Raw genomic sequence first — 21,775 nt, 5'->3', positions numbered from 1 at the left:
ACTGGCCTCCTCAACCGGGCTGACGCATCTGACGTGCACCAGAACGTCTCGATTCACCCGCGCAGCGTGACCGACGGGCGCGCCCGTATGTCTGACGGTACAGGCCGGAGAAACGCCCGGCATGAATGAAGCCCCATCGGGCGGCGACCGTGCTGACCGTCGTCTGGGCCGGATCGGCGCGCTGGAGGTCCCGGTGGGCGTGGTCGAGGCGCACCCGGCGCAGGTACTCCATCGGCGTCGCATCGAGGTATTTGCGGAACATGTACTGCAGGGTCCGGGGCGTGACGTGCACGGATGCGGCGATGTCGGCGAGCGCGAGATCGCATTGCGCGTTGGCCTCGATGAATGCGACCGCTCGCCGCAGCAGCACGGGGCGCGCGTCTACCCGATCGGCCGCGTCCGGGTCCAGCACCGCGTTGGTGGGCAGCGTCGAGACCACCACCGACGCCAGCAGCGTCGCGGTGGTCGACGCGACCAGCGGCGGGATCTCCCCGGTGTCGTTGCCGACCGATTCGCGGACGAACTCGATGGCGGCGTCCAGTTGGCGGGCCGCCTGCTCGCTGACCGGGCGGTGCCCGAGCAACCGGACCCGGTCCCCGTCGGCACCCGGTGCCGGCGAGGCGACGCGGTTGAGCAGCTCGGGGTCGAACATCGTCAGGTCGTAGTTCGCCGCGGCCAGCCGCCCGGTGTAGGGCAGCTCCGGTGGGGACGCCAATGTGACGTCACCGGGTTTGAACACGTCGTCGGTGGCGCCGAAGATCGTCCCCTCGAGGTGGCCGCGGTGCACGCGGCACAGCGTGACCCTGCCCAGCGCTTCGGCTTCGAAGGACAGGTCGAAGCCGAAGTCCAGCTCGTCGAAGTTGATGTCCCCCAACCAGCGACGGGTGATCGAGACTCCCGGGCGCTCGGCGTCACCGCCGATCGACATCTTGGTGTAGGCGGCGCTGAGGAAATCCTCGGTCTCGCCAAGATCGTCGCTGTTGAACACGACGTCGGCACTCGGAATCATCACACCCCCACGGACACGGCACACTGCTGTGAGGCGTGGGCTCAGCCTCCCGCGCCGAGTTTACCGTGCGGCTAATTTGCCGGAGTCAGTGTGGCGAGTCCGCTTCCCGGTCGGTGTCGAACCGCACGCTGACCCGCTGAAACCCTTTGACCCGCTCGGCCTTCGCGCGGCGGGTGTAGGTGCGGCGGTCGGCGGAGGTGAGGTCGACGTCATCGGTGAACGGGGTCAGCAGTGCGCGCGGGTGCAGATTGTCGACGCGCACCACGTTGACCTCCGCGCACATCACCAGCGTCACCGAGATCAGGTACAGGAACGCCAGCAGGCCCAGCACCAACGCGAACACGCTGTTGGTGGCGCTGGCCGTCTTCACGGTGTGCGCGACGTAGCCCGCGCCGAACCACTGCAGCAGTTGCCAGACGACCGCGGCCAGCAGCGCACCGGGCAGCACCTCCCGGTAGGACAGGTGCCGTGCGGTGGTGACGCGAAAGGCGACCAGGCAGATCACCGCGTTGATCGCGATGGTCAGCACCGTGATGCCGGCCTTGCCGGGCCAGCCCAGCCCGGCGGTGGCGTGTCCCGCCGCGGACAGCACGGTCGCGGTCAGGGCTGCCGAGCCGAGCACGAACAACAGCAGCAGGCTGCGCAGCCGGGACCGGAACGGATCGGGCCGGCTGTGCCGGGGCACCGCCCACACCGAGTCCATCGCGTTCTGCAGCGCCTGGCCGACGCCGAGCCCGCCGTACAGCGCGCCGGCGATGCCGATCACCACCGCGGTCACGCCGCCGCTGAGCTCGTCGGGCCGCTCCAACTGCGCGCCGATCACCGGAAACTGCGAAAGCGTCGACGCCAACACCTGCTGCTGGAGCTCCGGATGTCCGACGAGCACCACGCCGAGCACCGTCGTCATCAACAGCAGCAGCGGAAACAGTGACACGAACGCGTAGTAGGTGATCAGCGCTGCCAGGTATCCGCCCTGGTCGTCGATGTATTTGTAGATCACCGCGATGACGAGCCCCAGCCGCCGGTGGCGCCGCTGCAGCCTGTCCAGCCAGCCCACCATCGGACCCCCTCAGGGCGGCTTCCCCGCCGATGCGCTGGGCGATACCCGTTCCGGGGGTGGGTCAATCCGCGGCACGCCGGGCCCTGGCCCGCCGTTTGCCCTCGTGCATCGCGGCGACGCGCGCGACGGGGATCGTGCGGCCGTGTGCGATCAGGTCCTCGGGCAGCCGCTGCGGGCCGGGCATCGCCTGCTGCCACGGGTCGCGCCCGGCCAGCGCGTCGAGTGCGGTGTGCACGGTGAAGTCGCGCGGGCTGATGCGGTCGAGGTCGGACCAGTCCACCGGGAACGACACCGGGGTGCCCGCCCGCAGTCTGGGGCTGTAGGCGGCGACGACGGTCGCGCCGCCGGATCTGGTCGAGTCGATGAACACCTTGCCCGCACGGTCCTCGACAATGAAAGCCGTTGTCGCACAGTCCGGGTCGAGCGCCTCGGCCCGCGCGGCCAGCGCCCGGGTGGCGGCCGCGACGTCCTCCACCGGTGCGTTGTCGTCGACCGGCACGAAGACGTGCACCCCCTTGGCGCCGCTGGTCTTCACCGCACCGCTCAGGCCGCAATCCGAAAGTGCTTGGCGGACAAGCGCAGCCGCCGCCACCACCGCCGAGAAGTTGCTGTCCGGCGGGGGATCGAGGTCGAGCACCAGATGGGTCGGCCGGTAGATGTCGTCGGCCAGCCCGAGCGTCGGGTGGTATTCGACGGCGCGCTGGTTGGCCAGCCACAGCAGCGTGCGCCGGTCATCGCAAAGTGCGTAGCGCACATCGCGGTGCGACGACTCGGCCCACATCGTCACCGTCTTCACCCAGTCGGGCGTGTACTTCGGGACGTTCTTCTGCATGAACGGCGCCCGCCCGCGCAGCACGCGCAGCACGGTCAGCGGCCGGTCGCGCAGTCCCGGCAGGATGCGGTCGGCCACCGCGTCGAGGTAGTCGACGAGATCACGCTTGGTGGCGCCGGCGTCCGGGCTCAGCGGTTGGTCGAGGTTGGTCAGCTCGACACCGGCGCGCTCTGCCTCGGAGCTCATGCGCCCACGATAGGCCGCTACACGCTGAGCCTGCGGTACCTCTGCAGTCGGCGCACCGCCGCCGCCGGTGCCGGGCCGTCGTGCGGCCGCAGCGCTTCGGTGAGGCGGGTGCGCACGTCGTCGGTGTCGAGATGGGTGCCGATCGCGACCAGGCTGTTCACCCGCGCGGCGGGCGGTGCGGCGGCGACGTGTACCGACGGCCCGACGACGTTGACCACGTAGCGGCGGACCCGGTCGCGGTAGCCCACCGCGATGGTGCCCTTGAGCCGGTACACGCCGGTGGGCGGCTTCTCGAGCAGGTCGAGCACGGCGCCCGGGTCGACACAGCCGTCGCCGGTCACGGTCACCGCATCGGCGTGCACGTGCGGGTGCCCGTCGGCATCGGCGGCGTGTTCGTCGTCGACCAGCAGTTCCCGCAGCGACAGCTGACCGTCGCCGGGGGCCGCATCGGTCACGTCGTAGAGCAGCGCAGGGTCGACGCGGCCCGCCACCGCGCCCACGACATGGACCTCCGGATTACGTTCGCGCACCCGGCTTCCGATCGCCTCGAGCGCGGCGGCGCGGTCGGGCTCCGGTATCTGGTCGAGTTTGTTGACCACCACCAGCGAGGCCGCGGCGTACCGCGCGGGCGGGGTGCGCCCGTCGTCGACGGTGTCGAAATGCGCTGCGGCATCGATGATGTCGACGATGCCGCCGCTGCGCACCCGGTCCACACCGCTGTAGCGGATGATGCGTGAGATTGCGATCGGGTCGGCCAGCCCGCTGGCCTCGACGATGATGGCGTCGAGCCCGAGTTTCGGATCGGCCAGCTTGGCCAGCGCGTCGTCGAGTCCGCCGTCGTCGGGCAGACAGCAGATGCAGCCACCGGCGATCGACGCCGGCTCGTCGACCTGACCGGTGACCAGCGCGGCGTCGACGTTGAGCTCGCCGAAGTCGTTGATCACCACGCCGACCCGCGCGCCGGGCTGCCGCAGCACATGGTTGAGCAGCGTGGTCTTGCCCGCCCCCAGGTAACCCGTGAGCGCGATGACGGGGATCTTCGAAGTCGTGGCCACCACGCGACCCATGATCGCAGCGTTTCGGCCCCGCCGGTTTCAGACCCCGCCTGCCGGATACCCCGCCGCGATGGCTGTTCCCGGATCTCAAGGTTCCCCCAGCGCGGCGCCCACGGCGGGCCGCGCACCCGTGCAGTGGGCCGCCGTCGCGGTCGGTGCGACGTTTTTGCTCGTCGGCGTGCTCGGCTTCATCCCCGGCGTCACCACGGACTACGACACGATGATGTTCGCCGGGCATCACTCCGAGGCCGAGCTGCTGGGATTGTTCAACGTCTCGGTGCTGCACAACATCGTGCACCTGCTGTTCGGGGTGCTCGGCCTCGCCCTGTCGGGCACCTTCAGGGCCGCGAAGTGGTACCTGATCGGCAGCGGTGTGGTCTACGCGCTGCTGTGGCTCTACGGCCTGCTGATCGACCACCACTCGCAGGCCAACTTCGTTCCGCTCAACACCGCCGACAACTGGCTGCACCTGGTGCTCGCGGCCGGGATGCTGGCGCTCGGACTGCTGCTGGGCCGCACCGGCGAAGCGCCCGACTCGCGCCGCGGCTGATGTTGCTGTGCGTCTGCGCACAAGGGGTTTCGGACCCTGCCGGACGTGGAACCTAAGCCCTCGAGAGGAGGGCCCGAATGACGGACCACGATAAAGCTGGTCAGGCACGCGAAGGCCTGATGGACACGGTGAAAGGCAAGGCCAAAGAGGTTTTTGGCGCAGTCACCGGAAATGATTCGCTGACCGCCGAGGGGCAGCTTCAGCAGGCCGAGGCCCAGCAGCGCAAGGAGGCGAACACCGTCGAGGCGGTCGCCGATGCCGAGGCTCAGGAGGCGCGCAGCGACTTCGTCGAGGCCAAGCGCGAGGGCGCCGCCGAGCGTGCGCAGGTCAACGCCGAGGCCGCAGCCGAGAAGAGCCAGGTCGAGAGCCAGGCGGCCGCGCAGAAACGCGAAGCCGAGCAGGCCGCGCACCGCAAGCTCGAGCAGGAGCGCGCGCAGGCGGAACTGGACGCCGAGCGTAAGGCCCAGCAGGCCAAGGCCGAACAGCGTGCCGAGATCCGCGACGCCGACAGCCAGCTCGCCGAGGCGGTGGAGGACCACCGCGAAGCCGTCCAGGAGTCGGCAGCGGCCCAAGCCGAAGCCGCCCGCATCCGGCGGCAGGCCGAAAACCTCAACAACGACGCCTGATTCGGCGACTAAGGAGCTTGACATGAGCTTGACCGCGATACCGAGAGCCGTACTGAAACTGCAGTATCAGGTGGCTCGGTTCCCACTGCAGATGATCGATGACCGGTTCGTCGCCCGGATGGATTCCGAAGCGCCCGCGCGGCTGTTCTTCGAGCGGTCCCTCGGGATGCTCGACACCGCCGTCGGTAGCGCCCTGGGCGACCCGGTGCTGCGCAAGCGCGGCGCCACCCTGGTGGACCGCAGCGACGCGCTGCGCCGCGCGGCCCGGCTCGACGAGGCCGCCGCCGAGAACGCCAAGCAGGCCGAGGCTGACCTCAAGGCCACCCAGGAGAAGGCCGCGCAGGAAAAGCAGGAGGCGTTCCAGGAGACGACCCGCGAGACCCAGCAGGCGCGGGCCGAAGCCCAGCAGCGCAAGCGCCAAGCGGTCGAGGACACCGAAAAACGGATCGTCGAGGACAAGAAGCGCGCCGACGACATCGCGGCCCAGCGGAAGAAGAACGTCGAGTCCGCCAAGCGCCGCGAGGAAGCCGAGATCGCCGACGCCGAGCAGACGGTGGCGAAGGTGGCCGGCGCGAAACTCGAGGACGCGCAGGACAAGCGCGTGGACGCGGCGGTCACCCGCGCCCAGGCGGACCGGATCGAGGACCTGGCCGACGCCGAGAAGGAGAAGCGGCAGGCCGACCGGTAGCTACATCCCGAGCAGCGACTCGATCCAGCCTCGCGAGAAGTAGAGCAGGAAGCCCGCGGCGACCACCCACAACAGTGGGCTGATCTCGCGGGCTTTTCCTGCTGCCGAGCGCAGCACCACCCACGCGATGAACCCGACGCCGATGCCGTTCGCGATCGAGTAGGAGAACGGCATCGTCGCGACGGTCAGCACCACCGGCAGCGCGACCGAGAACTCGGTGATGTCGATGTGGCGCAGGTGCGACACCATCATCGCGCCGACGATGACCAGCGCGGCGGCGGCCACCTCCGTCGGCACGATCGACGCCAGCGGCGAGATGAACATCGCGGCGATGAACAGCAGGCCGGTCACCATGTTCGCCAGGCCGGTGCGCGCGCCCTCGCCGATGCCGGCGCCGGATTCGATGAACACCGTGTTCGACGACGCCGACGACGCGCCACCGACCACGGCGCCGGCACCCTCGACGATCAGCGCGGACTTCAGCCGCGGGAACGTGCCCTGCTCGTCGGACAGTCCGGCTTCCCGGGACAGCCCGGTGAACGTGCCCATCGCGTCGAAGAAGTTCGCGAACACCAGCGTGAACACGAACATGACCGCGGCGATCACCCCGATGCGGCCGAAGCTGTCCATGCTGAAGGCGCCGACGAGCGACAGGTCGGGCAGCGCGAACGGCGACCCCGACAGCGTCGGCACCGACAGGCTCCAGCCGCCCGGTTTGTCGACCGCCGAGCCGAGATGCCAGACCGCCTCGATGACCACGGCGACGACGGTGCCCGCGACGAGCCCGATCAGGATGCCGCCGCGCACCTTGCGCGCCACCAGGATGCCGGTCAGCAGCAGCGTGAACGCGAACACGACGGTGGGCACGGTGCTGATCGAACCGCCGCCGGTGTTCCCCAGGCCGACCGGTGGGGAGGCGACGCCCGTCGAGCCGATGAACCCGGCGTCGACCAGGCCGATGAACAGGATGAACAGCCCGATGCCCGCGGTGATCGCGAGTTTGAGCTGCATCGGCACGGCATCGAACACCAGCCGGCGCAGACCGGTCGCGGCCAGGATCACGATGATCAGCCCGTTGATCACCACCAGGCCCATCGCCTCGGCCCAGGTGAGGTCGCCGACGAGCGTCGTCGCGACGAACGAGTTGATGCCCAGCCCGGCGGCGAACGCAAACGGCAGCCGCGCGATCAGCCCGAACAGGATCGTCATGACACCGGCGGCCAGCGACGTGACCGCCGAAACCTGGGCGAACTCCAGTCGCGTGCCGGTGACGTCCTCGGAACTCGACAGGATGATCGGGTTCAGCACGATGATGTAGGCCATCGCGATGAACGTGACGAGGCCGCCGCGCAACTCGGCTCCGACCGTGGTGCCCCGCGCGGAGATCTCGAAGAAGCGGTCCAGGCGATTCATTCCTCAGACCCTATGGGGTGCCGTCGACGCGCGTCATCTCGTGTAGCGCGCGCAGGAACGCCTCGCGGTCACCGGGGCTCAGCACCGACAGCCAGCGGTCCTCACCGCGTTGGATCTCGGCCTGCACCGAATCCTTGAGGTCTCGGCCCGCCTCGGTGATGGCCAACAGGCGCACGCGCCGGTCGTCGGGGTCCGGCCGGCGTTCGATATGGCCCGCGGCCTGGAGTTCGTCGAGCGTCGCGATGATCCGGGTCTTGTCGGCGCCGATGGCTTCGGCGAGCGCGGCCTGGGTGCGCATCGGCGAATCATCCAGCGCGGTCAGCACGGTGTAGCCCCACATCGACAGCCCGTGTGCCTGCAGTACCGGGCGTTCGGCCGCCATCAGCCGGCGGATCAGCGGCGCAAGCATCGCCGCGAGGTCGGGACGACGCTGCGGTGGCACATCGCGATGTTAGGCGTTGACAGATCATACGCAGATGCATATCGTCAGCGCATGCATACTAATACTGATGTCAGACTGCTGCACCGGGCGGCCGTTGCCGCGTCCGTCGACCTCGTCGCGGCGGTGACGACCGAAGACCTCACCCGCCCCACCCCGTGCGCGGGCTGGGATCTCGCCGACCTCCTCGCGCACATGACGGTGCAGCACCGAGGGTTCGCGGCGGCCGCCCGCGGCGGGGGCGACGATCTGGCCGTGTGGGATCCGGCGACGGTTGCCGACGCGGTGCGCGCGGACCCCGCAGGTGCCTACGCCGCGGCCGCCGCCGACGTGTTGGACGCGTTCAGCGCACCCGGGGTGCTGGACGCCACGTTCGCCATGCCCGAATTCGGTCCTGGCGCAACCATTCCCGGCGCCATGGCGATCGGGTTCCACTTCGTCGACTACGTCGTGCACGGCTGGGATGTGGCTCGCAGCCTCGGCGTGCCGTTCGAACCACCAACCGAGGTCCTCGCTGCAGTGCTGCCGATCGCCCTGGCCGTTCCGGATGAGGAGTTCCGTGATGCGGACGATTCACCGTTCGCGCACGCGCTGGTGCAGCGTGACGGGGCGGGCGACCTGGACCGGTTGCTGCGCCACCTCGGGCGGTCGCCGGACTGGCGGCCGGTCAGTCGATGAGGTCACTCAATCGATGAGGTCACGGAGCCGCTCGGCGGGGTGGACCGCCGCCCCGGCGGCACGCACCCGCTCGGCCAGCGCGCGGTCGGAGGTGACGACGGTGATCCCGGCGGAGTCGGCGTCGGCCCGCACCAGGCGCACGATCTCGTCGTCGGCGGAGTCGGGCGCGGCATGCGGTGCATGCGTCACCGTGATGGCCGACGAGCCGATCGGTGGATCGGGTGGACGTTCGAACACGACGGTGACGGCGTCACCGTCGGGTCGCCACCGCTCGAGCCGTTCGACCAGGGTGGTCATGGCCCGGTGCCGGTCCCGCCACCATCCGTCGGGGCGGGAGCCGATCACGTTCATCCCGTCGACGATCCACCGCACGGCGCAGGCCGACGGGGCAGTGTCAGTGAGCTGAGTGGCCGACCTGCCTGGCCGGCGTGTGCCGGCGGCCGAGCAGGTATCCGAGCCAACGAATGTCGAGTAGCACGCTTTCGCCTTCCGCTATGCGGTCTTCTTGGTCAACAGCGGCAGCAGACGGCGGCGCTGGTCGATGTTGTCAGCGAACTGATGGAGCGCCTCGGGCACCGACTCGGCGACCGGGAAGCTGACACCGGAGGCGCGCAGTACGCGGGCCACGGCGTCGCTGGCGATCACCGACCATTCCACATCGGCGTGGAAGCAGGACTCGTCGACGTCGTAGAGCATCGAGATGAGCTGTCCCGCAGCCGAAGTCACTCCGCTCAGGTCGAGAACAAAGGGCTTCTCGGTGAGCACGAACCGACGTGCCAGCGCGGAAACCCGTTCAATGTTGGTGTCGTCGATGGTTCCATCGACAGTCACGACCGTCGCCAGTTGGCGACACACCGCATGAATCTGGGCGCCTGCGCAGTCGAATGACGGATTGCCGTACATCACTGCCTCCCCTCGAAGCACCTCAACGTGAAACCCAAGTTAGGGCGTCAACTTAAGGCAACTGGGAGCAGTGGCTAATACTTTGGTAAGAAGCCTAAATACCCCGACGCAGCAAACCCGTCAGCCACCGCGCATCCACTGCGGCCCGGAATAGTCGGTCCACGGGCTGTAGTCGGCGAGCAACTCCTCCTGCGGTGGCCGCTGGTCTTCGGGCACATGCTGCAGGTTGATCCGGATCCGATACCAGATCGAACTGGGCCCGCGCATACCGTCGACGAGAACATCTGCGGGCGCCAGCATTTCGGCTACCGACGGGTAACGTCGGCGCCATTCGTCGAGCGCGGCCATCGCTTCGTCCTTGGTTTTGGTGCGGGCGATCTCGATGAGCGGCATGGTCGATTCGCGGCGACCGTCCTTCGTCCGCCTGGATCCCCGCGGGGCCTTCTCGGCGGGACCGAGCCGGTCGGCCAGGTCGAGCAGCGCGTCGAGCGAACCCGCCGCGTCGTCGATCCCCTCCCAGGGGTCGCCGACTTCGGCGAACCGGTCCGGCACCGTCGCGATGGTGAACGCCTCGGGCCGGCAGCCCCGCACCTCGCTCCACAGCAGCGGCGTCGACACCCGGGCGTCGGGCGTGGCGCGCACCGAGTACGCCGAGGCCACGGTCCGGTCGAACGCGTTCTGGTTGAAATCGACGAACACGCCCTCGCGCTCTTCCTTCCACCAGCGCGCGGTCGCGATCTCGGGTGCCCGGCGTTCCACCTCCCGGGCCACCGCCTGCGCGGCGAGCCGGACGAACTTGAACGGCCAGCGCCGCTCGATGCGCGCGTAGATGTGGAAGCCACGGGAACCGGAGGTCTTCGGCCAGGCGGTCAGCCCGTGCTCTTCGAGGATCTCGCGCGACAACAAGGCCACGTCGATGATCTGCGGCCAGGTCACCCCGGGCATCGGGTCCAGATCCACGCGCAGCTCGTCGGGGTGCGCGAGGTCGTCGGCGCGCACCGGGTGCGGGTTGAGGTCGACGCATCCGCTGTTGACCGCCCACACCAGCCCGGCCGCGTCGTGCAGGACCGCCTCGGCGGCCGACGTTCCCGACGCGTACTTGAGCTCGGCCACCGACACGAAGTCCGGTCGGTTCTTCGGTGCTCTCTTCTGGAACACCGCCTCCTCGGTGATGCCCTTGACGAACCGCTTGAGGATCATCGGGCGGTCCCGCACACCGCGCAGCGCACCGTCGGCGACGCTGAGGTAGTACTGCATGAGATCGGACTTGGTGACCGGCCCGGCGGTGTCGGTGGCCGGAAAGACCACCTTGTCGGGGCTGGTGATCGGCACCTGTTGACCCTCGACCTCCAAGTACTGGGGTGCGGCCATACCGTCATGCTAGTTTCCCGGCCGCGGTGCGACGCCGGTCACATATTGTGGCTTCATGGCTCGCACCCCCAAGCTCACCGATCTTCCGTTGCAGGCAGTCGCCAAGGCGCAGCAGCTCGTCGAACGGGGGTCGGCCGAGCTGCATTACGCCGCCAAGATGTTCGGCGCGGGCGCGTTCAAGCTCGAACCACCGCAGAACGTCGCCGCGATGCTCGCCGACATCCGGCGCTGGGGCGAGTTCGGGATGATCCCCGCCCTCAACGCGCGGCGCACCCCCAACGGCACCGCGATCATCGACGACTTCGGTGAGATGACCTTCGCCGAACTCGACGAGGCCGCGCACGAGGTGGCCAACGGGCTGCTCGAGAAGGGCATCAAGGGCGGCGACGGCGTCGCGATCCTGGCCCGCAACCACCGCTGGTTCCTGGTCGCGTTCTACGGGGCGGCCCGCACCGGCGCGCGCATCATCCTGCTCAACAGCGAGTTCTCCGGCCCGCAGATCAAAGAGGTCTCCGAGCGCGAGGGCGCCAAGCTGATCATCTACGACGACGAGTACTGCCAGGCGGTGGCCAAGGCCGACCCGCCGCTGGGCAAGCTGCGTGCGCTCGGGGTGAACCCGGAGAAGGACGAGCCGTCGGGCAGCACCGACGAGACCCTCGAGGACTTCGTCGCCCGCAGTTCGGGCAAGCGTGCGCCGAAGGCGACCCGACACTCGTCGGTGATCATCTTGACCAGCGGCACCACCGGAACTCCCAAGGGCGCCAACAGAAGTACACCACCGACCCTCGCGCCGATCGGCGGGGTGCTCTCGCACGTCCCGTTCAAGGGCGGAGAACTGACGTCGCTGCCGGCGCCGATGTTCCACGCGCTGGGCTTCCTGCACGCGACGATCGCGATGATGCTGGGCAACACGCTGGTGCTGCGGCGCAAGTTCAAGCCCGCCACCGTGTTCGCCGACATCGAGAAACACAAGGTGACCGGCATCGTGGTGGTGCCGGTGATGTTGTCGCGCATGCTCGACGCGTACGACGCCATGGACACCAAACCGGACCTGTCCTCGCTGCGCATCGTGTTCGTCTCGGGCTCCCAACTCGGCGCGGAACTCGCGACCCGCGCGCTCGAGACGCTGGGACCGGTGATCTACAACCTCTACGGGTCCACCGAGATCGCGTTCGCCACGATCGCGCGGCCCGAGGATCTGAAGAAGAACCCCGCCACGGTCGGGCCCGTCGTCAAGGGCGTGAAGGTCAAGATCCTCGACGACAACGGCAACGAGCTACCGCAGGGCGAGGTGGGCCGGATCTTCGTCGGCAACTTCTTCCCGTTCGAGGGCTACACCGGCGGCGGGCACAAGCAGATCGTCGACGGCCTGATGTCCTCGGGCGACGTCGGCTACTTCGACGAGGACGGCCTGCTCTACGTCAGCGGCCGCGACGACGAGATGATCGTGTCCGGCGGGGAGAACGTGTTCCCGGCCGAGGTCGAGGATCTGATCAGCGGACACCCGGAGGTCGTCGAGGCCACCGCGCTGGGCGTCGAGGACAAGGAGTGGGGCCACCGGTTGCGTGCGTTCGTGGTCAAGGCCGACGGCGCCTCGATCGGCGAGGACGACATCAAGCACTACGTGCGTGACCACCTGGCCCGCTACAAGGTCCCGCGCGAGGTCGTGTTCATCGACGAACTGCCGCGCAACCCGACCGGCAAGATCCTCAAGCGCGAGCTGCGCGAGATGGAGCTCGACACCGAGTCGAAAAAGGAATAGCCGCGCCCGCCCGGTGGTAGTAGGTGGGCGTGAACATCGATCTGAGCGGTAAGACCGCACTCGTCACAGGATCCACCCAGGGCATCGGCCTGGCGATCGCCGAGGCGCTGGCAGTCGGCGGCGCCAGGGTCGCGGTCAACGGCCGCACACCCGAACGGGTCGAGGAGGCCGTCGCCACGCTGCCGGGCGACGCGTTCGGGGTGGCGGTCGACGTGACGACCGACGACGGGGTCGCCGAACTCGTCGAGCAGCTGCCGGATGTCGACATCCTGGTCAACAACCTCGGCATCTTCGGGGCGGTGCCCGCCCGCGAGATCACCGACGAGCAGTGGCGAAAGTACTTCGAGGTCAACGTCCTTGCCGCCGCGCGTCTCATCCGCACCTATCTGCCGGCGATGACGGAGCGCGGCTGGGGCCGGGTCATCCAGATCGCCAGCGACTCCGCGCTGGTGATCCCGGAGGAGATGATCCACTACGGCGTCTCCAAGACCGCGCTGCTCGCGCTGTCGCGGGGTTTCGCCAAGGACGCCGCAGGCACCGGCGTGACGGTGAACTCGGTGATCGCCGGCCCGACGCACACTGCAGGCGTTGAGGATTTCGTCTACCAACTCGTAGACCGGTCGCTGCCGTGGGAGCAGGCGCAGCGCGAGTTCATGCGCAACCACCGGCCGCAGTCACTGCTGCAGCGCCTCATCGAGCCGGCCGAAATCGCTAATCTGGTGGCCTATCTCGCGTCGCCGCTGGCGTCGGCGACGACGGGTGCCGCGGTGCGTGCCGACGGTGGCTACGTGGATTCGATCGTGCCCTAATCAGCCATCGCGGCGGCGCCGGGGATCGCCAGGCACACCAGCATGAGGGTGAGCAGGAACCAACCGGCGCCCTGCCACGGCACCCAGGTGCCCTGCGCCTTCCACACCTGATAGGTCTTCACGAACGCCCCGAGGCCGCCGAGGAACAGCACCGCGGGGACGGCGGACGCCGCCACGATCGAGGTCTTGGAGATCAGCGCGTAGGCGACGAACACGACAGCCGCAACCCCCACGACGACACCGGCGTAGGTGGCGGCGGCCCGGAACGCCGCGGGCCGGTCCCAGCGCTTCTCGACATCGTTAACCATGCGTACCGGGTTGCCGTCGGGCAGGACGTTAAACGCCTGGCGGACGGTCACCAGGGGCCGTTGACGTACCAGGACAGGCAGCCGGGGATGTTGCGGCAGGCGATGATCGCGGTCTGGTCCGGGGCGCTGCCGCGCACGCGCGGCGGCCGGGGACCGAAGTTGCACGATGTGGCCCACGGGTTGCCGACGACGACGCCGTTGTAGCAGGGCTGGGCCTGCGGCACCGCGGGCTGGCCGGCGAGAAGCGTCGGGGCGGTGAGGAAGCCCACCGCCGCGGCGGAGCCCACGGCGATGCGGATGACACGGTTCTTGAGGTTGCTCATACCTACCACCAAACGCCTTGACGCAACCGATTAATTCCAGGTTACGCCCGGTGGCAACCGCTATCCGCGAATCGGCCCGCCGGCTGCTACGGATCGCGCGGCAGGCCCAGCAGCCGTTCGGCGATGATGTTGAGCTGTACCTCGGAGGTGCCGCCGTAGATCGTGGTGGCCCGGCTGCCCAGCAGGTACTCCGACCACTGGCCCGGCGGCTGCCCGCCGTCGCCGACCGCGGCGGCGGTGCCGAACGAGGACACCGCAAATTCTGCGTACCCCTGCCCGGTCTTCATCGACAGCAGCTTGCTGATCGCCGCGGCAGGCATCGGGTCGCCGCCGGCCAGGGTCAGCAGGGTGGAACGCATGTTGAGCACCTTGGCGGCGTGCCCCTCGGCGATCAGCCGGCCCGCGTGGTTCTGCTCGATCTGGTCGAACTGACCGTCGCGCATGAAGTCGACGAACCCGTTGAGGTTGGCCAGGAACGGCGGCTCGCTGCTGCCGATCGACACCCGCTCGTTGGTCAGCGTGTTGCGGCTGACCTCCCAGCCGCGGTTCACCTCGCCGAGCACGAACTCGTCGGGCACGAACACGTCGTCGATGAACACGGTGTTGAACATCGCGTTACCGGTCAGCTCGCGCAGCGGCTTGACCTCGACGCCGTCGCTGGCCATGTCCAGCAGGAAGTAGGTGATGCCGCTGTGCTTCGGCGCGCTGGGATCGGTCCTGGCCAGCAGTGCGCCCCACTGCGAGAACTGCGCGCCGGTGGTCCAGATCTTCTGCCCGGTGATGCGCCACCCACCGTCGACCTTGGTGGCCTTGGTCGTCAGGCTGGCCAGGTCCGAACCGGCACCCGGCTCGGAAAACAGCTGGCACCAAATCATTTCGCCGCGGAACGTCGGCGGCAGGAACCGCTGCTTCTGCTCGTCGGTGCCGAACGCGACGATCGACGGGATGATCCACGCCGCGATGCCCATCTGCGGGCGCTTGACGCGGCCGGTCTCGAACTCCTGGGCGATGATGATCTGCTCGACGGGCCCGGCCGCGCGGCCCCACGGCTTGGGCAGGTGCGGCTGCACCCAGCCGCCCTCGGCGATCGCGGTGTTGCGCTCCTGGCTCGGAATCGCTTTCAGCGCAGCAACTTCGGCGCGGATCTCATCGCGCAGCTTCTCGGTCTCGGGATCGAGGTCGATGTTGAGCTTGCGCATCCCGGTGCTGGTGGCGACGTCGACGACCTGCTGCGGGTAGTCGGCGTGCCTGCCGAAGCCGGCGGCCAGCACCAGCGCGCGGCGGTAGTAGACGTTGGTGTCGTGCTCCCAGGTGAACCCGATGCCGCCGTGCACCTGGATGCAGTCCTGGGTGCAGTGCTGCGCGGCCTCGGGTGCCAGCGTCGCGGCGACCGCCGCCGCGAACTCGTACGCGCTGTCGTCGGCGCCGTCGTTCGCGCCGCCCGCCGCCTCGCGCGCCTCGTCGATGGCCCGGGCGGCGTCCCACACCGCGGCGGTGGCCCGCTCGGTGTCGGCGATCATGCCCGCGCACTTGTGCTTGATGGCCTGGAACTGGCCGATCGGCCTGCCGAACTGCTCGCGGATCTTGGCGTACGCCGCGGCGGTGTCGGTCGCCCACCGGGCCACGCCGATGCACTCGGCCGACAGCAGCGTCGAGATCAGCGCGCGGGCCAGGGTGCGGCTCAGGTTGCCCAGCACGCGGTCGTCGCCGATCTCGACGGCGTTGGCGCGCACATCGGCGATCGGGCGGGCGGGGTCCAGACTGGTCACCGGCTCGATCTCGAGTTGATCGGCGTCGAAGACCACCCATTCCTCGCCGCTCTCGATCGCGACCGGCAGGACCAGCACCGCGGCCTGCGCGGCAGCCGGGACGGCGCGGGCCTCACCGCGGATGACCAGGCCGCCGCCTTCGCCGTGCCGGGTCGCGGTCAGCGCGGACTCGATCGCGTACGCGGCGATCTTCTCGCCCGACGCCAGATCTTCCAGGAGCTTGGCGTCCGGATCGTGCGCGGCGATCAGCGCGCTGGCGATGGCGGACGGAACGAACGGTCCGGGCACGGCACCGTAGCCGAACTCGGCCAACACGATCGCGAGCTCGAGAATGCCGAAGCCCTGCCCGCCGACGCTCTCGGCGAGGTGCACGCCCTGCAGGCCCTGCTCGGCGGCGCCTTTCCAGTAGGGCGGCGGGTTGCTCACCGGCGTCTCGAGTGCCTCGTGCAGCACTTCCGACGGCGCCACCCGCGCGACGAAGGACCGCACCGAATCGGCCAGGTCGTTGTGCTCAGGGGTGATTGCGATGGGCATACGTGCACCTCACTGTGACGGAGTGTCCCTATTAACCGGTCGGTTGGGTGACACGATACCGTTCACGACGTTGGCCAGCTCGCGGCCGTCCCGCAGCCGGCGACAGTTGTCCAGTGCGTGGTGCAGATAGCGCCGCATCGTGTCGGCGGTGTGCCAGGTGACGTGCGGCGTGACCACGACGTTGTCGAGCGTGAGCAGCGGATTGTCCGGCTCGACCGGTTCGGTGGCGAACACGTCGAGGCCGGCCGCGGCCAGCCGGCCCTCGCGCAGCGCTTCGGTCAGCGCCGCCTCGTCGACGATCGCGCCGCGGCTGGTGTTGACCAGCACGGCGTCGTCGCGCATCCGCGACAGCGCCGCGCGGTCGATCAGCCCGGCGGTCCGGTCGGTCAGCGGCAGGTGCAGCGACACGATGTCGGACTCGGCCAGCAGGTCGGGCAGCGGACGCCAGCCCGGTTGGCCGTCGTCGCGGGTGCTGGTGTGCAGCACCCGGGCGCCCATCGCGCTCACGTAGCGCTCCACCGTCTTGGCGACGTTGCCGTAGCCGACCAGCCCGACGGTGCAGCCGCCGATGTCGCGCACGGTCTCGCCGAGGCTCGGGTCCGACGGCCACCCGCGCCCGGCCCGGGTCGCGCGGTCGAGGTCGAGCAGCCGGCGCAGCGCGGCCAGCATCAGCAGCACGGTGCCCTCGGCGACCGACGGGGCGTTGGCCCCCGGCATGTTCGCCACCGCGATGCCCAGCTCGGTGGCGGCGTCGACGTCGATGGTGTTCACCCCGGCGCCCATCTTGTGCACCAGCACGCAGCGCCGGGCCGCGGCCAGGTCTGCTGCCGACAGCGGGCGCAACACATGCCAGATCACCTCGGCCTCGGCGAGCTCGCGGTAGAACGTGTCGTCGTCATCCTCGGCGCTGTAGCGGATGTCGAGCCAATCCGTCTCGGGTGCAACGACTTCAGCCGCTTTCGGCCCGGCGACATAGTGCGCCAGAACCCTTATCGGCACCGTTTCGCGATCCACTTCGCGATGGTATCGGCCTGCTCGCTGCGCGCGCCGGGCGTGGTGAAGTAGTGATCGGTGTCGATCGAGGTCTGGGTCTTCTCGCTGCTGGCGAGCGCGTCGAAGATGCGTTGCGCGTCGGAGGGGAACACGCCGGTGTCCTGGTCGGCGTTGATCACCAGGGCGGGGCAGGTGATGCGGTTCAGGTGCGGCTCGGCCCGGGTCTGCGCATGTCGCAGGCTCCACATCCCGATCCAGTTGCGCAGTGTGGTGGCCGCCGCGATTCCGCGCGCGGACCGGTTGGCCTGCACCGGAACTCCGGCGTAGCACAGATTCGCCGGCCGCCGGGTCGGCTCCAGCGCGGGGTCGACCATCCTCGGGTCGGCCCAGGTCCGCAGGACGGTGAACGGGCGGTCGGAGAAGCCGGCGGCGCGGACCCGGTCGAGTTCGGCTTCGGCCCAGTCGGTGATCGCGTGGTTGCGGGCGACCTGGGCCGCCCGGTAGCGCTCGACGAAGTCCGCCGAGTAGGGCGGGCTGTTGTGCCCGGCGAACAGGTCAAGATCGGGATCGGTTGCCAGCGCGTCGTTCTCGTCGACGACGGCGGCGTCCATCCACGCCGTCAGCACGTCGGGCCTGCCCGGATGCGCGGCCGTGGCGACGTATCCGTCGGCCGGCGGCAGGTCGTGGAGGCCGGCCGCGGGCCGCATGCCGGGCAGCGGGTTGACGTGTGGGTCGACGGCCTGCGCCTGGTATGCCGCCATCAACGAGCCGCCGCCGGAGTTACCCAGCAGCACAACGGTTTCGATGTGCTGCACCTCGCGCAGCCAGCGCACCCCGACACCGATGTCGACCAGCGCGTGGTCGAGCAGGAAGCTGCTCTCGAACCCGCGGTAGCGCGTGTTCCAGCCGAGGAAGCCGATGCCGCGGGTGGCCATGTAGTCCGCGAGATAGTGCTCGGAGAAGTCGATCTGGTAGTGGGTGGCGATCATCGCGACCTTCGGCTTGCGCCCCACGCCGCGGTGGTAGAGGCCCTGGCACGGATGCCCTCCCGCGCCGGCCCGCCGGGCGGTCGGGGAGTCCAGTCCCACGAATTCGCGTGTCACACCGGGGGTTTGGGAACTGGTGCGGGCCCTGGTCATGTCGCCACCGAATCGCTCGCGGTCCGGGTGTGCCCGCCACGGACCGTCGGCAGCGGTGCGCGAGATGCGATTGTCATAGCAGTGCCCGGTCCGTTCCTCATTGCTTGAGAACTGAACCCGATGTTAGATTCAGAACGCGTTCTTGGCCAGAGAATCGCCTGAGGAGGCGCCGATGATCAGGCCCGACAATCCCAATTCCGAATTCGAACTCGGTGGCATCAACCACGTCGCACTGGTGTGCTCGGACATGGCGAGGACCGTGGACTTCTACAGCAACGTGCTCGGTATGCCGTTGATCAAATCGCTTGACCTGCCGGGCGGGATGGGCCAGCACTTCTTCTTCGACGCGGGCAATGGTGACTGCGTGGCGTTCTTCTGGTTCGCCGACGCGCCGGACCGGGTGCCGGGCATCTCCTCGCCGGAGGCCATCCCCGGCATCGGCGACATCGTCAGCGCCGTGAGCACGATGAACCACCTGGCATTTCACGTACCGGCCGAGAAGTTCGACGAGTACCGGCAACGGCTCAAGGACAAGGGCGTGCGGGTCGGTCCCGTGCTCAACCATGACGAGAGCCCCGCGCAGGTGTCGTCGACCCTGCACCCCGGCGTGTACGTCCGCTCGTTCTACTTCCTCGACCCGGACGGCATCACGCTCGAATTCGCATGCTGGACCAAGGAATTCACCGATGACGACACCGTCACCGCACCCAAGACCACCGCGGACCGCAGGCCGCGGGTGACCGCCTAGGCCGCCAGCGCGTCGAGCATGGTCGCCAGCCGGTCGATCAGCTCGTCGTCGTCGAACGCCAGTTCGCCCGACAGCCATGCGGTCAGGGTCTGGGTGACGCCGCCCACCACGAAGTGCGCCAGCGCCCTGGTCGCGTCGTTGCGTTCGGCGCCCAGCGCCCCGGCGTGCTGAAACGTCAACCCGACCATGAGCGTGAATGACTCGGCGCGTTTGCGCAGCACCACCGAGTTCGACAGGTGCGAGCTGAACACCAGCCGGCCCACCCGCCGGTCGGCGGCGATGGTCCGCACGATGTTGGCCATCGCGGCGCGCGAACCTTCACGCGCAGGTGCGGCCGCCACCGCGGCCTGCGTCGTCGTCGCGATGTCGGCGATCACCCAGTCGTACACCTGGCCGACGAAGTCGTCCTTGTCGGTGAAGCTCTCGTAGAAGTAGCGCACACCGAGGCCGGCCTCGGCGCAGATCGCGCGCACGGTCAACTCGGCGGGGTCCTGCGCGCGTGCGCCGAGCAGGTCCAGGCCCGCCTCGAGCAGCCGGTTCCGCCGCTGGGCCAGGCGCTCGGCCGCGTCGACGCCGCGGTAGGGCCGGACCTGTGCCATAGCGCCATCTTGGCACCCGGGCCGCGCCTTGACACCCGTCACCGGGCGGGAGCAGAATCAGGAAACACGTGTTCTCACATTTGCGCTTGAAGGGGCTGCCATGACCGAACCGGTCGACCACGTCGGACGCGCGATCAACGACGCGGCGCTGCCCGACCGGCCGCTGCGGCGCAACGTGCCCGCGGCCGACGCGATGCTCGGCATCGGCCTGCTGTCGGGTCCGGCGAACGTGATCATGGAACTGGCCAGGCCCGGCGTCGGGTACGGCGTCAAGGACAGCCGCGTCGAGTCGGGCCGCGCCGACCGCCACCCGATCAAGCGCGCGCGCACCACGTTCACGTATCTCGCCGTCGCGCTGGCCGGCAGCGACGAGCAGAAGGCGACCTACCGGCGGGCGGTCAACTGGTCGCATGCGCAGGTGCACTCGCGGCCGGGCGACCCGGTGGAATACAACGCGTTCGACAAGGAACTGCAGTTGTGGGTGGCGGCGTGCCTCTACAAGGGCTTCGTCGACGTCTACCGGATCTTCGTCGGCGAGATGGACGACGAATCGGCCGACCGCCACTACCGGGAGGGCGCGACGCTCGGCACCACCCTGCAGGTGCCCGCCGAGATGTGGCCCGCCGACCGTAAGGCGTTCGACGAGTACTGGCAGCAGTCGCTGGACAAGGTGCACATCGACGACGCGGTGCGCGAATACCTGTGGCCGATCGCGGCGGGCCGCATCGGCAACCTCAAGCCGCCGGCCTGGTTGCAGCAGCGCACCGACGCCGTGAACCTGTTCATCACCACCGGGTTCCTGCCGCAGCGGTTCCGCGACGAGATGGGCCTGCCCTGGGACGCGGCCAAACAGCGCCGGTTCAACCGGATCATGTGGACGGTCGGCCGCGTCTACAACCGGATGCCGCGGTTCGTCCGGCAGTTCCCGTTCAACGTGCTGCTCAAGGACCTCGACTGGCGCGTGCGCACAGGTCGTCCCCTGGTCTGAGCGCACTGTCAGGGTCGCGGCGTACAACCGACGGCATGCGTACCGATGACGACACCTGGGACATCACCACCAGCGTCGGGTCCACCGCGCTGTTCGTCGCGGCGGCGCGCGCCCTGGAGGCGCACAAGCCCGACCCGGTCGCCGTGGACCCGCTCGCCGAGGTCTTCTGCCGCGCCGTCGGCGGCGAATGGGCGGATTTGCTGGACGGCGGGGCGCCCGAACACGTGCTGAGGAGCCAGTTCGGCGCCGACTTCGTGAACTTCCAGGCCGTCCGGACCCGGTATTTCGACGACTACTTCCGTGCCGCGGCGGCCGCCGGGGTGCGTCAGATCGTGCTGCTGGCGGCCGGTCTCGACTCCCGCGGATACCGGCTCGACTGGCCCGACGGCACCGTGCTCTTCGAGCTGGACCAGCCCGGCGTGCTCGACTTCAAGCGGGAGGTGCTGGCCGGGCGCCGCCCGAACGCCGACCGGCGCGAGATCGCCGTCGATCTGCGCAATGACTGGCCGAAAGCATTGCGCGACAACGGGTTCGATGCCTCACGGGCGTCGGCCTGGATCGCCGAAGGCCTGCTGATCTATCTGCCCGCGGCCGCCCAGCGCGAGCTGTTCGCCGGGATCGACGCGCTGGCCGCGCCGGGCAGTCGGGTTGCGGTGGAGGAGGCCGCGCCGATGGATGCCGCCGCCTTCGCGGCCAAGCGGGCAGAGGCGCAGTCCGAGGGCGGCGAGGCGTTCTTCACCCTGGTCTACAACGAGCAGCACGAACCCGCCGACCGATGGTTCGGTGCCCGGGGGTGGCGCGCCGAGGCCACACCGCTGCAAGAATGGCTAAGAATCAACGGCCGCCCGGTACCGGCCGAGGGCTCCGAAGCTGCGGTGATGACGGGAACAATTAGCCTGGTCAGCGCCGTCAAAGGATAGGGCACGCCGCCGGTCGCGGTTCCCGGGGTACGTCTGTACAAGTTAGCTTAGTCAATGCTAACTTCGGGCGGAA

24 protein-coding genes are annotated in these 21,775 nt (G+C 69.1%); 9 read left to right on the top strand and 15 right to left on the bottom strand.

Annotated elements, in window-relative coordinates; translation table 11 throughout:
- Positions 1-10: 10 nt before the first annotated feature.
- From BLW81_RS03995 to BLW81_RS03980, 4 genes are all read right to left on the bottom strand, one after another.
- On the bottom strand, positions 11-1,009 hold the full coding sequence (locus BLW81_RS03995) for a helix-turn-helix transcriptional regulator (protein WP_083406086.1): 999 nt from the start codon (positions 1,007-1,009) through the stop codon (positions 11-13).
- 85 nt (positions 1,010-1,094) lie between these two features.
- Complete coding sequence (locus tag BLW81_RS03990; RefSeq protein WP_083406085.1) at positions 1,095-2,069, bottom strand: YihY/virulence factor BrkB family protein; 975 nt, start codon at positions 2,067-2,069, stop codon at positions 1,095-1,097.
- Between the two features lie 61 nt (positions 2,070-2,130).
- Positions 2,131-3,087 carry a non-homologous end-joining DNA ligase gene (gene ligD / locus BLW81_RS03985; RefSeq protein WP_083406084.1) on the bottom strand — a complete coding sequence of 319 codons (957 nt, stop codon included), beginning with the start codon at positions 3,085-3,087 and terminating at the stop codon, positions 2,131-2,133.
- Between the two features lie 17 nt (positions 3,088-3,104).
- Complete coding sequence (locus BLW81_RS03980; RefSeq protein ID WP_235632164.1) at positions 3,105-4,145, bottom strand: CobW family GTP-binding protein; 1,041 nt, start codon at positions 4,143-4,145, stop codon at positions 3,105-3,107.
- Positions 4,146-4,212: 67 nt separating this feature from the next.
- Between BLW81_RS03980 and BLW81_RS03975 the strand changes: the two genes are divergently transcribed.
- The 3 genes from BLW81_RS03975 to BLW81_RS03965 all read left to right on the top strand — a co-directional run bounded on the left by BLW81_RS03975 (position 4,213) and on the right by BLW81_RS03965 (position 6,006).
- Positions 4,213-4,692 carry a DUF4383 domain-containing protein gene (locus tag BLW81_RS03975; RefSeq protein WP_083410309.1) on the top strand — a complete coding sequence of 160 codons (480 nt, stop codon included), beginning with the start codon at positions 4,213-4,215 and terminating at the stop codon, positions 4,690-4,692.
- 77 nt (positions 4,693-4,769) lie between these two features.
- Positions 4,770-5,318 (top strand): CsbD family protein, encoded by a 549-nt coding sequence (locus tag BLW81_RS03970; protein WP_083406082.1) that lies wholly within the window; start codon positions 4,770-4,772, stop codon positions 5,316-5,318.
- Positions 5,319-5,340: 22 nt separating this feature from the next.
- Entirely contained in the window at positions 5,341-6,006 is a 666-nt protein-coding gene (locus tag BLW81_RS03965) for an IF2 family translation initiation factor (protein ID WP_083406081.1), read from the top strand.
- Here the strand turns inward: BLW81_RS03965 and BLW81_RS03960 are convergent, their stop codons facing one another.
- Together BLW81_RS03960 and BLW81_RS03955 are read right to left on the bottom strand one after the other, a co-directional pair.
- Entirely contained in the window at positions 6,007-7,419 is a 1,413-nt protein-coding gene (locus tag BLW81_RS03960) for an NCS2 family permease (protein ID WP_083406080.1), read from the bottom strand. It lies immediately after the preceding gene.
- Between the two features lie 10 nt (positions 7,420-7,429).
- On the bottom strand, positions 7,430-7,828 hold the full coding sequence (locus BLW81_RS03955) for a MarR family winged helix-turn-helix transcriptional regulator (RefSeq protein WP_083406079.1): 399 nt from the start codon (positions 7,826-7,828) through the stop codon (positions 7,430-7,432).
- Positions 7,829-7,912: 84 nt separating this feature from the next.
- Between BLW81_RS03955 and BLW81_RS03950 the strand changes: the two genes are divergently transcribed.
- Entirely contained in the window at positions 7,913-8,536 is a 624-nt protein-coding gene (locus tag BLW81_RS03950; protein WP_083406078.1) for a TIGR03086 family metal-binding protein, read from the top strand.
- A 6-nt stretch (positions 8,537-8,542) separates the two neighbouring features.
- Here the strand turns inward: BLW81_RS03950 and BLW81_RS03945 are convergent, their stop codons facing one another.
- The 3 genes from BLW81_RS03945 to BLW81_RS03935 form a co-directional block, all read right to left on the bottom strand.
- A complete protein-coding gene (locus BLW81_RS03945) occupies positions 8,543-8,908 on the bottom strand; it encodes an NYN domain-containing protein (protein WP_083406077.1) in 366 nt (121 codons plus the stop codon).
- 120 nt (positions 8,909-9,028) lie between these two features.
- Positions 9,029-9,439: an STAS domain-containing protein gene (locus BLW81_RS03940; protein WP_083406076.1), complete on the bottom strand. Its 411-nt coding sequence runs from the start codon at positions 9,437-9,439 to the stop codon at positions 9,029-9,031.
- Between the two features lie 120 nt (positions 9,440-9,559).
- A complete protein-coding gene (locus BLW81_RS03935) occupies positions 9,560-10,810 on the bottom strand; it encodes a DNA polymerase domain-containing protein (RefSeq protein WP_083406075.1) in 1,251 nt (416 codons plus the stop codon).
- A gap of 55 nt (positions 10,811-10,865) precedes the next feature.
- Here BLW81_RS03935 and fadD2 point away from each other — a divergent pair, with 55 nt between their 5' ends.
- Both fadD2 and BLW81_RS03925 read left to right on the top strand, forming a co-directional pair.
- Entirely contained in the window at positions 10,866-12,572 is a 1,707-nt protein-coding gene (fadD2, locus tag BLW81_RS03930; RefSeq protein ID WP_083406074.1) for a long-chain-fatty-acid--CoA ligase FadD2, read from the top strand.
- 29 nt (positions 12,573-12,601) lie between these two features.
- On the top strand, positions 12,602-13,381 hold the full coding sequence (locus tag BLW81_RS03925; RefSeq protein ID WP_083410308.1) for an SDR family NAD(P)-dependent oxidoreductase: 780 nt from the start codon (positions 12,602-12,604) through the stop codon (positions 13,379-13,381).
- Here BLW81_RS03925 and BLW81_RS03920 read toward each other — a convergent pair.
- The 5 genes from BLW81_RS03920 to BLW81_RS03900 form a co-directional block, all read right to left on the bottom strand.
- On the bottom strand, positions 13,378-13,689 hold the full coding sequence (locus tag BLW81_RS03920) for a hypothetical protein (protein WP_083410307.1): 312 nt from the start codon (positions 13,687-13,689) through the stop codon (positions 13,378-13,380). The two genes, BLW81_RS03925 and BLW81_RS03920, sit on opposite strands and share 4 nt — an antisense overlap.
- A 47-nt stretch (positions 13,690-13,736) precedes the next feature.
- A complete protein-coding gene (locus BLW81_RS03915; protein WP_083406073.1) occupies positions 13,737-14,012 on the bottom strand; it encodes a hypothetical protein in 276 nt (91 codons plus the stop codon).
- An 86-nt stretch (positions 14,013-14,098) separates the two neighbouring features.
- Positions 14,099-16,315 (bottom strand): acyl-CoA dehydrogenase family protein, encoded by a 2,217-nt coding sequence (locus BLW81_RS03910; RefSeq protein ID WP_083406072.1) that lies wholly within the window; start codon positions 16,313-16,315, stop codon positions 14,099-14,101.
- Positions 16,316-16,324: 9 nt separating this feature from the next.
- A complete protein-coding gene (locus BLW81_RS03905) occupies positions 16,325-17,329 on the bottom strand; it encodes a 2-hydroxyacid dehydrogenase (RefSeq protein WP_407662310.1) in 1,005 nt (334 codons plus the stop codon).
- The gene (locus BLW81_RS03900; protein ID WP_083406071.1) at positions 17,305-18,447 is read right to left on the bottom strand and encodes an alpha/beta hydrolase; all 1,143 of its coding nucleotides are present in this window, start codon (positions 18,445-18,447) and stop codon (positions 17,305-17,307) included. The genes BLW81_RS03905 and BLW81_RS03900 overlap by 25 nt, the downstream gene beginning before the upstream one ends.
- 172 nt (positions 18,448-18,619) lie before the next feature.
- Between BLW81_RS03900 and BLW81_RS03895 the strand changes: the two genes are divergently transcribed.
- Positions 18,620-19,195: a VOC family protein gene (locus BLW81_RS03895; protein ID WP_083406070.1), complete on the top strand. Its 576-nt coding sequence runs from the start codon at positions 18,620-18,622 to the stop codon at positions 19,193-19,195.
- Here BLW81_RS03895 and BLW81_RS03890 read toward each other — a convergent pair.
- On the bottom strand, positions 19,192-19,794 hold the full coding sequence (locus BLW81_RS03890) for a TetR/AcrR family transcriptional regulator (RefSeq protein WP_083406069.1): 603 nt from the start codon (positions 19,792-19,794) through the stop codon (positions 19,192-19,194). The two genes, BLW81_RS03895 and BLW81_RS03890, sit on opposite strands and share 4 nt — an antisense overlap.
- 100 nt (positions 19,795-19,894) lie before the next feature.
- Between BLW81_RS03890 and BLW81_RS03885 the strand changes: the two genes are divergently transcribed.
- Positions 19,895-20,782, top strand: a complete 888-nt coding sequence (locus tag BLW81_RS03885) for an oxygenase MpaB family protein (protein ID WP_083406068.1) — start codon at positions 19,895-19,897, stop codon at positions 20,780-20,782.
- A 35-nt stretch (positions 20,783-20,817) separates the two neighbouring features.
- Positions 20,818-21,702: an SAM-dependent methyltransferase gene (locus tag BLW81_RS03880; protein ID WP_083406067.1), complete on the top strand. Its 885-nt coding sequence runs from the start codon at positions 20,818-20,820 to the stop codon at positions 21,700-21,702.
- The last annotated feature ends 73 nt before the right edge of the window (positions 21,703-21,775 follow it).

The sequence above is a fragment of the Mycolicibacterium rutilum genome (genome assembly GCF_900108565.1).
Classification (GTDB): domain Bacteria; phylum Actinomycetota; class Actinomycetes; order Mycobacteriales; family Mycobacteriaceae; genus Mycobacterium; species Mycobacterium rutilum.
The sequence above is the reverse complement of the archived record's forward strand: the minus strand, read 5'-3'. Positions and strand labels throughout refer to the sequence as shown.